The organism is Leclercia sp. LSNIH3 (assembly GCF_002935105.1).
Taxonomy (GTDB): domain Bacteria; phylum Pseudomonadota; class Gammaproteobacteria; order Enterobacterales; family Enterobacteriaceae; genus Enterobacter; species Enterobacter adecarboxylatus.
In genome coordinates, this window is sequence record NZ_CP026387.1 from 885641 (window position 1) to 897211 (window position 11571).

Genomic DNA, 11571 nt, shown 5'->3' on the forward strand with positions numbered 1-11571 from the left:
TTGGTTCAAGGTTGATGGGTTTTTTGTTGCCTGAATTTTACCACCCATCGAATGAATCACTTACACCACCGCTTTCCCTTGTTGGCTACAAAGTGGCGACAACGCTTTAAACTGGCAGCAAAATCTTCACCTTAAGCCGTTTCAATCGCGTGCTACAATTCAACCAAAGCAACAGCGCCAACGTCATCCCAGCGCAAATAACTCGATAAAGAACTTGTTCCTGAATCCCTTCCTAAAACTTTCTGACAGATAGCCTGATGATCGGCTGATGCGGAAACCCAAACGGCCCCGCCCTGCTGGCAAAAGTAAGTAGAACCTTTCAAACCATCCCTCTGAATACGTTTCTTCCAGGTATCCACCTGCTGCGTTGTTACTCTTAAACTCATATTAGCCCCTACGTAAATCAACTCATCACAGCCAACAATCCCTTAAAATACCAGGAATCAATCAGCGCGGAGAATCCCGGTGTTTAATTTTTATCCTGACAAAACATTCAGCAGAACAGAAGTCATGAGCCAACCAACACCTGTTCCTGCAATCAACGGTGTCTATTTCTGGTGGTTCAAAGAAATCCCTCCAGGCGTACCGACGAAAGATTGCCTCACTCAGGATGGGTACACATTGCTCTATGTCGGTATCTCACCTGATAAAAAGGGAAAACCCAACAGTCGCGCTAACCTTAAAACACGCATTAAAACGCATTACAGCGGCAACGCAGAAGGCTCGACACTCAGACGTTCGCTAGGGGTTTTACTTGCACTGGAAAGCAATTATCCGCTCCGCCGGGTTGGTTCAGGAAAAAGAACGACGTTTACCCATTTAGGTGAGCAATGGCTTGACCAGTGGATGGAAGAGAATGCAAAAGTTTACTGGGTCGCACATGAAGAACCCTGGTTACTTGAAGAAATTCTTATTGGCAGTATCTCACTGCCATTAAATATTCAAGGAAACAACCATCCTTTTAAGCCAACCCTTTCAGCCATGCGTAGTAAGGCAATGAAGGAAGCCAAAATAATGGAGATCGCAGATGAAACAGGATTTAGCAGAAGTAAAGTTGCAGAGATTATAGAGCAAGCTACGCAAGTAAAATGAAACAGTTATGAAGACAGCCGCTGCGCACGCCACCCTTCTCCCATTTAAGTGTTACGCTTAATACCTGAAACCCCATCCCTCCCCGAGCCAAAGGAGCAACAATGCTCGCGTTGTACAACACATTGATCGTGCTTTTAACCGTTGCCGCCATGGAGTTAGTCGCGGCCCTTGCGCATAAGTACATTATGCACGGCTGGGGTTGGGGGTGGCATGAATCGCATCATGAGCCGCGCACCAGCTGGTTTGAGGTCAACGACCTTTACGCGGTGGTGTTCGCTGTGCTGGCGATTGTGCTGATTGCTCTGGGCACCTGGGGGATATGGCCATTACAGTGGATTGGGGCCGGGATGACGCTTTACGGCGCGCTCTATTTTATGGTGCATGATGGCCTGGTGCATCAGCGCTGGCCGTTTCGCTATATCCCGCGCCGGGGTTATCTCAAGCGCCTTTATCTGGCGCACCGCCTGCACCACGCCGTCCGGGGCAAAGAGGACTGCGTCTCCTTTGGTTTCCTGTATGCGCCGCCCGTTGAAAAATTGCAGGCCACGTTACGCCAGCGCAAGGCGCGTCGCGCGACTAGCGCGGACGCTGCCAGAGCCCGGCCGGACGCGGCGTCTGTGTCGCAAAACGAGAAGTGAGCGCCTGCCCGGCGCCTTTCAGCAGCAATCCCGACTTTTCCACCGCGCTGGTCCCCTGCCGTTTATCCCAGGCGCGGGACCCAGCCGCACTCACCTTCACGCCAATCTCACGATATACCCCGTGCGCCGAGGCGATGGCCCAGGCGGATCGCAGCGGCAGCCCCGCCAGCCCTTGCCGGGCAGAGGCATAGTAAGGCTCGGCTTCTGCCACCAGCCGCTGGGCAATATCCGCGAGGGGGGCGCGCATTTTTGGCTGCGCTATCGCCTCCGGGGGGATATCCGCCTCGGCCAGCCATTGGGCGGGCAGATAACAGCGGCCAACCCGGGCATCCTCGACAATATCTCTGGCGATATTGGTCAGCTGAAACGCCAGGCCTAAATCACAGGCACGATCGAGCACAGCTTCATCGCGCACGCCCATCACCCGGGCCATCATTAACCCCACCACGCCCGCCACGCGGTAGCAGTATTGCAGGGTGTCGTCGAACGTCTCGTAATGCGTCTCGCGCACGTCCATGGCAAAGCCATCAAGGTGATCGTAAGCCAGCTGGAGCGGGATATTGTGGCCCAGCGCCACTTCCTGAAAGGCGGCAAAGGCGGGCTCGTGCATCTCGCCCCCTTCCCAGGCGCGCAGGGTCTGCTTTTTAAGCATCTCCAGGCGTAACTCTGCCTGAGCGCTGTCCACGGGAGTGGCATTAAACCCTAGCTCCTGGCCGTCGATAACGTCGTCGCAGTAACGGCACCAGGCGTAGAGCATCAGCACGCTACGTCGGGTCGCCGGGTCGAAGAGTTTCGCCGCAGTGGCAAAGCTTTTCGAACCCACAGCCATGGTGCCGGTCGCATGATCCATCAGAGTCGTATTCATCGGGAAAGCGCCTCCAGCATCAGCCCTGCCGTCGCTTTAGCCGAACCAATCACGCCGGGAATACCGGCCCCCGGATGGGTACCCGCCCCGACCAGGTAAAGGTTGGGAATTCGGCTGTCGCGATTGTGCGGTCGGAACCAGGCGCTCTGGCGCAGGATCGGTTCGACAGAAAAAGCCGACCCCAGATGCGCGCCCAGCTGATCGCGAAAATCGAAGGGAGTGAACATGCGGTGGGTTACCAGCTGGCTGCGCAGCCCCGGCATGTAATGGGCTTCCAGATAGGCAAAAATCCTGTCCCGCAGGCGCGGCCCTTCCACCGTCCAGTCGAGATCTGCGGTGCCCAGGTGGGGCACCGGCGCTAATACGTAATAACTGCCGCAGCCCGGCGGTGCCAGCGAGGGATCGGTAACGCAGGGGGCGTGAAGATAGAGCGAAAAATCCTCCGCCAGCGCGTTTTTATTAAAAATATCGTCGATCAACTCTTTGTACCGCGGCCCGAAACAGACGGTGTGGTGCGCAAGATCGTGCTGCTTGTTCAGGCCAAAATAGAGCACAAATAAGGAATTACTCATCCGTTTACGCTTGAGCGATGCCGCGCGGGCGGCGCCTACCGGATGGTGTCCCAGCAGTTTTTCATAGGTATGCACCACGTCGGCGTTGGAGGCCACCGCCGCGACCGGGATTACCTGGCCATCTATCAGCTCCACGGCGCGAATATGTTCACCCTCGGCCACCAGCCGGGTCACCTCCGCATTCAGCTGCAACTCGCCGCCCAGATCCTGATAGAGCTTCACCAGCCCCTGTACCAACGCCCCGGTGCCGCCGCGGGCAAACCAGACGCCCCACTCACGCTCCAGGGCGTGGATTAGGGTATAGATGGACGAGGTGGCAAACGGATTACCGCCCACCAGCAGCGAATGAAAAGAGAACGCCTGGCGCAGCTGTTCATTCTCGATAAAGCGCGAGACCATGCTGTAGACGCTGCGCCAGGCCTGCAAACGGGTAAGCTGCGGCCCGGCGCGGAGCATATCGCGGAACGAGAGGAACGGCACCGTGCCGAGCTTGAGATACCCCTCGTTAAACACCTCCCGCGAGTAGGCGTGAAACTTGCGGTAACCCTCCACGTCGCGGGGGTTGAACCGTCTTATCTGCTCTTCCAGCCGGGTCTGCACATTGTCGTAATCAAACACCTCGCCGGTCTCCCAGCACAGGCGGTAGAAAGGGGTGACCGGCAGCAGATCAACATAGTCCGCCATGCGTTTGCCGGCCAGGGTAAAGAGCTCTTCGATGGCGGTGGGATCGGTTATCACCGTCGGTCCGGCGTCAAAGGTGAACCCTTTATCGTGATAAACGTAAGCGCGCCCGCCGGGCTTATCCCGCTGCTCCAGCAGAAGTGTGGCAATACCCTGCGCCTGCAGCCGAATGGCCAGCGCTAATCCGCCAAAACCGGCACCAATAATCACTGTTTTATTCATGGTGAAACGCTCGCATCCGGGGAGTGAGTTTCAGTATGGCGAGCATCGCTTCGCCGACGGGAACCGGGGGCTTACCTGCCAGGATCCGCGCTTTGTCGGCCAGGTTCAGTTGCCCGGCGTAAAAGCGGGCAATCAGCCCTTCGTTAAGAGAGTAAAAACGCTGCATGACCTGCCAGCGTTTATCGGCATCCCCTGCCAGAAAGAGCATCCGGTTCAGGGTGCGGAAAAAACGCTGCGCGTGCCACTGGTGCAGGGCATAACGATGTATAACGGAAAAAACTGCGGCCGCGCTGAACTCCGTGCTACCGGCAATAGCATCGGCCAACGCCACCGCGTGCGGCAACGAATAGCCGGTGGTGGCATGAAACAGCCCGGCGCGCAGGCCGCTGCACGGCTGCTTATCCCGCGCCTGCCAGTAAGCCGGGAAATCCCCCGCCAGCATAATCGGCAGATGGCCCTGCTCTTCGCGAACCAGGCTCTCCAGGTACCAGCCCTGCTGGCGGGCATAATCAGCGATATTTTGCCGCGCGGCGCTCAGATGCAGCCGGGCGGCGTCAATGTAGTGGGTATCTTCAACCAGCAGTTCGGTTGCGGAAATCGGCAGGGTATAGACAAAACGATACCCGCCCTGCTGATTGACCGTGGCGTCCATCAGTATCGGTCGGGTCAGGCCGTGGGGCTGGCGCAGACGCCACTGTTGGCCGAGGAATGACTGGCTACCGGTGTTGAGGTGTTTGTCCGGCGTATAGCCCCGGCCATCAATGACCGCGCTGGCCCGGAGCCGCGTGCCGTCGGCAAGGGTCACCGACTCAGGGGTGATATCAGTGACCGCGGCGTCGGTTTGCAGGCTCTCGCCCAGGGTCTCCGTCAGCACGGCGGCAAAACGCGCGGAAGTGATGCTGAGATACTCCCCGGCAAGGGTTCGGTTCAGGCGGGGAAAGCGGACGTCATATCCCTGCCAGCGATGCGCCACCAGGGGGGCAATCCACCGGTGCTGATCGGGAGTTATATCGCCCTCATGAAAGGACCAGGTGTGGTTACCGCCCGGCTGGCTGTCGGCCTCGAGCAGCAGCACGCGCAGCGCTGGGCGCTGTTGTCGCAGCCGCAACGCGATCAGCCCGTTCGCCAGCCCACCGCCCACTAAGATGATGTCCCACGCGTGTGCCATCAGGTTTGTGCCACCAGCGGGGCCTGACGCAGCTGCGCCAGGTTTGCACTCCCGGTGCAGAAACAGGCGACGCGCAGCTGGGCAATGATTACCTGGAAATGGTCAATGACCGCCTCGCTGGAGACCAACGCGCTCTGCAGCACCCCGGCCGCTTGCCCCACCACGCTTGCGCCTAAGCGGATAGCTTTTGCCACCTCAATACCGTTGGCGATCCCGCCCGAGGCCACCAGCGGCATGTCGGGCAGGGCCTGATGCAGATCCTGTAATGCCGTTGCGGTGGGGATGCCCCAGTCGGCAAACGCCATGGCCACCGCCCGGTCGTGCGCGGTGACGGCGCGTTCGCCCTCTACCGCCGCCCAACTGGTGCCGCCAGCACCGGCGACATCCAGCATCGCCACGCCCGCCGCGGCCAGCTCGCGGGCAACCGGAACCGAAAGCCCGTTGCCCACCTCTTTTATCACCACCGGCACATGCAGCGCCTCAACGGTGTGATGAATAGCGTCGATCACCCCGCACCAGTTGCGATCGCCGCCGTGCTGCAGCGCCTCCTGAAGCGGGTTGAGGTGGATAATCAGCGCATCTGCCGCAAGGGTCTCTACCGCACGTCTGGCGTAGTCGATCCCCTGTCGGCCCGCAATCTGCGCCGCACCGAGGTTGGCCATCAGCACAACGTCCGGGGCAAAGGAACGCAGCTCGCGCGTCAGGCCATAATTTACCTCGCTCTCCAGCGCCACACGCTGGGAGCCAACCCCCATTGCCAGCCCCAGCGCCTGCGCGGCAAGGGCCAGATGTTGATTGATCTGGCTCGCCCGGCGGGTGCCGCCGGTCATCGAGCTGATCAGCAGCGGCGCGTTAAGGGTCCGGCCAAACAGCGAGGTCGAGAGGTCAATATCATCCAGATGCAGTTCGGGCAGAGCACAGTGCCCGAAGCGCCATTTTTCAAAGCCGTTGGTACACTTTTTTGCGCCGGGTGCGCTGTTCAGTACGATATCGAGATGATCGCTTTTACGTTGCGACAGGCTGCTCATTGACACTCCGACAGGGATAACGACAGGCTCTGACTGATAAGCGTCAGCTGTTTTTCAAACCAGACGTGAACATAGTACCGGGCGGTATTTCCCGGCTGGCAGGCGCTGGCAATATGCTGATCGGCGCTGCGCACGTGTTCGCGCAGCCGCAGGAAGACGCTTTCTGCCCCCAGCACCGCGACCAGCGTCGATTTATCTTTGTCCTGATGCGGATCTTTACCGGTGGCACTGGAGCCGTCCGTCAGGTCATCAATCAGCTGGAAGGCCTGGCCCAGATCGCGGGCGAAAAAGCGCAGACGTTCACTGACCTGAGGCGGTGCATCAGCGGCAATGGCCGCCAGTTGCAGGGTGGCGTTGAACAGGCTGCTGGTTTTCAGCTCGTTGGTCAGCAGGATCTCATCCGCATTCCGGCTCTGCCGGGACTCGTTCAGATCGCGAAATTGCCCCTGCACCAGCCCCATATGCCCCACCGATGCCGACAGCTCAGCAATCGCCCGCGCTTTTGCCTCAGGCGTAAGCGCAGGCGCGCGTGAGATAACGCAAAACGCATGACTCAGCAACGCCACCGCCGCCAGTATCGCGACGTTTTCGCCGTACTGATAATGAACGGTAGGACGTCCACGTCTGAGGGTGGCATTGTCCATGCAGGGCATGTCATCCAGAATCAGGGAGGCGACATGGACCATCTCAATGGCGCAGGCAAGGTCCAGCAGGCCTGTCTGCTCAGTTTTATAGCCCATATCCGTCGCGGCCAGCAGCAGCAACAGAGGGCGCATTCGCTTGCCGGCGACAAGCGTTGCTTCGCGCATGGCCGCATAGACCTGGCCTTCCTGCTCGCCCTCGGGCAAGAGTTGTTCCAGACGTCGTTCAAACGCAGACAGCAGCATTTTGACATCATCTTCATGACTAAGGGTCATAGGGGCTTCCCCGGTATTATGGTGGCGACGTCCGCAGAAGGGGTAAAAACGCTTGCCGCAGGATGATTTACAAAGCGTAGCGTATCCTTGTGCGTTTTGTTGTCCGGCGGAACAGTGGAAACGATATTTTGATTTTACACTCAATAAAATCAATATCTTAAAATTTATTTTGAGGAGTAAATTGCACAAAAATTTACATTTGTAGAGATTTTGAGTCGCCCGGCTGTGCCTCTCCCCGGGCTATCCTCATTCTTTGCCAAACGCCAGCCGGAGTGCGTAGTGGCGAATATCCTGCGGCCAGTGCCTGATACACGTGGTAAACGCCGCCTCGTCATCAGCGAAAAGTGCGCGCAGGCTGGCCTCGTAATCAGGCAGATCTCCCGCGATTTCGTACATAAAGTGGTAGGCGCGATCGTGGCGCTGGCGCTTATTATCCGCCGCTACGCTGGATTTTCTGGCCTGATCGACAAGCCTGCGCAAGGTGGCAGACGCTCCGCCGGGCTGGGTGGCCAGCCACTCCCAGTGGCGTGGCAGCAACGTGACCTCTTTCGCGAGGACGCCGAGCTTTGGCCTGCCCCGGGTTCTGACGACGCTGCTTTCAGCCAGCTCCGGGTATAACGCCAGCGTGCTGGCAATATCGCCGTGAAGGTGAATATCGAGACGCTTGCCGCTGCGATCGTTAAAAATGAAAACGGTTTCATGGTCGAGTTTTGCCGATTGGATCTGCTGGATCAGTTCGCTCAGCGTACCCTGGGCGATCTGTTTGTGCCGCCAGAAGGCGGTAAGGGTAATGTTCGCCATGCCGCTTCCTTTTTTATCCGGGTAAAAATAGCAACGTAGGCGTAAGGCCACATCCTGTCAATTATACCCGGGTAAAAACCATGGCCCCTGGCCCCTGCTGAACATGGGGAGATATGACGCGCTGGAGTGTGTATAACAACGGAAGATCGCTGTACGGCTTAAAAATAAAAGGCAGATGAAAGCCTGGATCATTTTCGGTTAAAAACGGCTTCTGGAGGAATATATATCATCGCAGCGGAAAAATTTAATCCCTGCGGTTTTTCGCCGCCTGCTCTGCTGTATCCCGCTCCAAAGAACTACCAGAAATGGAGATTGACTGATCATGTCAACATGTTAAATTTTTTGAGGTTTTTCTCATGGATGAGCATCACGCTTTCTCGAGAGCAGTGGCAACATAAATTTTTCCTCCATCAGAATACGTTTTCGTGACTTGCCAGAACTTAAGTCAAATTTATAAGCGACCGCGAAAATCCTCCTCATCAATTATCAATGGCTCCATTGATAACATTGCGCCTTGAAAAAATAACGAACAAAAACGGAATTAACAGATGAGTATCACCCGACACAATTTAATCCTGCGTAGCTTACTGGTTCTGGCGTTAATTCTTGGGTTAAGTGGCTGCTCTGTTCGTTACGATAAAAAAGGCAAAATTCTGTTTAATACCGATCTGGCGAGCGTACTGGGGAACGAAGTCGGACAGTTCACGCTGGCGGATGGCTCAACAGGGGCATTAAGAGAGCTGAATGGACGTTATAGCCTGAAGTGGAGCAATCTGATGATTGAGCGCCCGCTGGAGGGCATCAGCTGGGCGAGGATCATCAACCAGTATCACATCGAAGGGCATACGTTACTGCTGCTGAAAGTGGCAACGTCATTCTGCCCGGCACAGTATCGCCTGGTCGATCTGCAAAATACGCGCTCCCAGGAGTGGGCCTTCACCGGCGTATGCGATACAGGGCCAGAGATCAACGCCAGCGCGGACAAGCTGCAACTGAATTTCACCACCGGCAATCGTGTTGAGCAGTTCAACTGGCAGCATGGCGAGGTTTACTACCGTCGCTTCCCTGTTCAGAAGCAAAAAACGGTCGTCAGCAGCAGTAACGATAACGTGAGAACGTCCCGTAAAACCAAAGCGCAGCCTGTGGCGAAGCCGGTTAAACGCACACCGACCAAAACGGTGGAACCACTGCCGCCTAAGGTAGCCCAGCCTGAGCTGAACAATTCCGTGCCCACCGAGATCTATGCGCCGACGAAGACCCGTCAGACCAGCCTGGAGCTTAAATCATGACCGCGCAGGTTCAGGAAAAACACTGGCCGCAGGACGGGATCAAGCGTTCGGTCCTCCCCGCCTGGCAAAACTGGCTGGTGACGGGCATCACCCTCACCTATCTCATTTGTGAACTGGCCTTTAACTCCCGCCTGCTGGACCTGGTCGGCAGCGTCTCGACCGCCGATGAAGTTCACAACATGGAGCGCTACGGACGGACATTAACCGCCATCGCGGCGGCACTGCTGGCGTTACAGTTCTCGCTGATGGGTCTTGTCCGGCTAAAGAAAAAAGGCGTCTGGCTGACGGCGAAAGCCAGCACCGCGCTGGTGCTGTTGATCTGCCTGATCACCGGCACATTAACCTGGCATGCGGTCGAATGGGTGATCGAACGCCAGGTGACGAAGAGCACGGGTGAGTTCCGTCAGATGTCCCTGCTGGCGCAGCTCTATCAGCACGCCTTAATTGAAGGACAGCAGACGCTGGAAGGCATCCCGCTGGATAGCGGCGGCGGACAGGCGCAAACCTGGACCAGCCCCTCCGGGAAGGCGTTTCTGGCAACCTTACCGGTTCTGCTCAGTTCCTCCGATCGCTACCGTAAATTACTGGAACGCGATGCGGAACAGAACTTACGCGACAATATCAGTGCCCGGGAAGGTGGCGTTCGCGGCTACTACGAGCTCTGGCTCCAGGCTCGCGGCGAGGTGCATAAACAGTTTGTTGCCTATTACAACGATGAGATGGATATCAGCGAAACGGTGCGGCTTGAGCAGGCCCGGGCCTGGCAAAGGTACGAGCGCTCCTTAGAAGCGAAACGCCTGAAAACCTGGAACGTCCCACGCCGTTATTACGCCACCGTAAGAAAACAGGTTCGCGGCCAGGGCGTCCCTGTCACCAACGACTGGTCGCCGTCAGATCGCACCGGGTTTAATGCCGCAGTGGCGAAAGCCGCCAGGCAGAAATATCTCGCCCAGCGAACCGTGGTCTACAAAGGGGTCACCCTCCCTAAGCGGCTGGACTGGGGCGTCTTTTTCCGCCTGGAGGTGATTCAGAAAGAGTTACGCGAAAAACTGCTTCTCCCGGCGAATACGTTTGTTCGTGAAGAGTATCCGCTGAACGATAAGCTGAAGCAGTTTGCCCTTGAGCTTCACACGCCACATCTTAACGAGGCGGTGAAGCAGCAATTACCTGAACTGCGCGCGGCGGTATCAAGCTATAGCGCGGGAGGGAGTAATGAAAAGCTGGGTGAAGATGCCGCGCGTGCCGTTATTGTGCCGCCCATTGCGCTGATTTTCTCTCTGGTGGGTGCGCTTACGCACCTGGCAAAACTGCTCTATTTAGTCCTAGTTCCCCTGACGGCGACGCTATTAACCCGCCGTCCCTCGCGCCCGGTGCGGTTCCTGAATCGCTATCCCCTGGCCTTCCCTGTTGCGTTAATTGCCGTTCTGGTGGTCACGTTCAGTCTTATCAATAACAGCATCACTGAATCAGTGGCCTATAAAAATCTGAAAGATGGGCTGGCGGGCGCGAAAATTACTATTACCGATGAACCTATACCGCTGAGCGGGGGAGCGGTATTGCGTGTGATGCATGCCGTCAGTATCGGACAAAGCTACAGCTACCCGATCAATCAGTATTTACGTGAACATGTGCTGCAGGGATTTGATTTCGGGTATGTCACGCGCGAAAAGTGATCCCCGGCCGGGAATACATCCATCAAAACATCGCATAAAGGCCAGCGCAAGCTGGCCTGTTTGTTGAGGTTATATTCCCGCAATTCGCCTCACCATCGCCCCTAATGCCTCCCGCGAAAGCGGCTGTCTGTCGGTGACAAAATGCAGCGTCATCCCTTCGATAAACGCATCCAGCCCGCGGGCGGTGACCGGATCAAACCACTGCTCCAGCGTCGTCTGGCTGGTTTTCATCCAGTCCTGCATCACGGTTTTTAACGAGGGGCTGCGGTTCATAAACGCATAAAGCTGGTACATCAGCTCCATATTGTGCGGCGTGGTGACCTGGGAGCTGTAAATCAGGGTGGTGATGGATTCACAGGCCATTTCCGGCCCGGTCACACCGGCAAAGAACTCGCGGTACTGCACCGACATCTGCTGCGTAAACCAGGTGAAGGCCTCCTCAAGCAGTGCATCCATACCGGAAAAATAGTAGGTCATCGACCCCAGCGGCACCCCGGCGCAGCTGGCGATTTTGCGATGCGTGACGGCGTTCAGACCATGTTCAGCAATGGTGTCCAGGGTAGCCTGCAATATCCGTTCCCGCCGTTGCGGATCGTTGGGTCGTCTGTTCATTTATACCTCAGCG

12 protein-coding genes are annotated in these 11571 nt (G+C 57.0%); 4 read left to right on the forward strand and 8 right to left on the reverse strand.

Going from position 1 to position 11571, the window contains the following annotated elements; genetic code table 11:
* Positions 1-152: 152 nt before the first annotated feature.
* Entirely contained in the window at positions 153-386 is a 234-nt protein-coding gene (locus C3F35_RS26640) for a hypothetical protein (RefSeq protein ID WP_146054027.1), read from the reverse strand.
* 124 nt (positions 387-510) lie between these two features.
* Here C3F35_RS26640 and C3F35_RS27035 point away from each other — a divergent pair, with 124 nt between their 5' ends.
* Positions 511-1092, forward strand: a complete 582-nt coding sequence (locus C3F35_RS27035; RefSeq protein ID WP_164529713.1) for a GIY-YIG nuclease family protein — start codon at positions 511-513, stop codon at positions 1090-1092.
* Between the two features lie 101 nt (positions 1093-1193).
* The gene (locus tag C3F35_RS04345) at positions 1194-1730 is read left to right on the forward strand and encodes a sterol desaturase family protein (RefSeq protein ID WP_103791973.1); all 537 of its coding nucleotides are present in this window, start codon (positions 1194-1196) and stop codon (positions 1728-1730) included.
* Here the strand turns inward: C3F35_RS04345 and crtB are convergent.
* From crtB to C3F35_RS04375, 6 genes are all read right to left on the reverse strand, one after another.
* Positions 1669-2595 carry a 15-cis-phytoene synthase CrtB gene (gene crtB, locus C3F35_RS04350; protein ID WP_059308414.1) on the reverse strand — a complete coding sequence of 309 codons (927 nt, stop codon included), beginning with the start codon at positions 2593-2595 and terminating at the stop codon, positions 1669-1671. The genes C3F35_RS04345 and crtB overlap by 62 nt on opposite strands.
* A complete protein-coding gene (locus tag C3F35_RS04355) occupies positions 2592-4070 on the reverse strand; it encodes a phytoene desaturase (RefSeq protein ID WP_103791972.1) in 1479 nt (492 codons plus the stop codon). Before C3F35_RS04355 ends, crtB begins: the two co-directional genes overlap by 4 nt.
* Positions 4063-5238: a lycopene beta-cyclase CrtY gene (gene crtY / locus C3F35_RS04360; RefSeq protein ID WP_103791971.1), complete on the reverse strand. Its 1176-nt coding sequence runs from the start codon at positions 5236-5238 to the stop codon at positions 4063-4065. The genes C3F35_RS04355 and crtY overlap by 8 nt, the downstream gene beginning before the upstream one ends.
* Positions 5238-6266, reverse strand: a complete 1029-nt coding sequence (gene fni / locus C3F35_RS04365; protein ID WP_103791970.1) for a type 2 isopentenyl-diphosphate Delta-isomerase — start codon at positions 6264-6266, stop codon at positions 5238-5240. Before fni ends, crtY begins: the two co-directional genes overlap by 1 nt.
* Positions 6263-7183, reverse strand: a complete 921-nt coding sequence (locus C3F35_RS04370; RefSeq protein ID WP_032617258.1) for a polyprenyl synthetase family protein — start codon at positions 7181-7183, stop codon at positions 6263-6265. The genes fni and C3F35_RS04370 overlap by 4 nt, the downstream gene beginning before the upstream one ends.
* A 246-nt stretch (positions 7184-7429) precedes the next feature.
* On the reverse strand, positions 7430-7984 hold the full coding sequence (locus tag C3F35_RS04375) for a DUF2239 family protein (protein ID WP_103791969.1): 555 nt from the start codon (positions 7982-7984) through the stop codon (positions 7430-7432).
* A gap of 548 nt (positions 7985-8532) precedes the next feature.
* On the opposite strand from C3F35_RS04375, the gene C3F35_RS04380 reads away from it, so the two are divergent.
* Together C3F35_RS04380 and C3F35_RS04385 are read left to right on the forward strand one after the other, a co-directional pair.
* Positions 8533-9273 (forward strand): hypothetical protein, encoded by a 741-nt coding sequence (locus tag C3F35_RS04380; RefSeq protein ID WP_103791968.1) that lies wholly within the window; start codon positions 8533-8535, stop codon positions 9271-9273.
* Positions 9270-10946, forward strand: coding sequence for a hypothetical protein (locus C3F35_RS04385; protein WP_103791967.1), 1677 nt, complete (start codon positions 9270-9272; stop codon positions 10944-10946). The genes C3F35_RS04380 and C3F35_RS04385 overlap by 4 nt, the downstream gene beginning before the upstream one ends.
* Before the next feature lie 69 nt (positions 10947-11015).
* Here C3F35_RS04385 and C3F35_RS04390 read toward each other — a convergent pair whose 3' ends face one another.
* A complete protein-coding gene (locus C3F35_RS04390) occupies positions 11016-11558 on the reverse strand; it encodes a TetR/AcrR family transcriptional regulator (protein WP_032617253.1) in 543 nt (180 codons plus the stop codon).
* Positions 11559-11571: the final 13 nt, after the last annotated feature.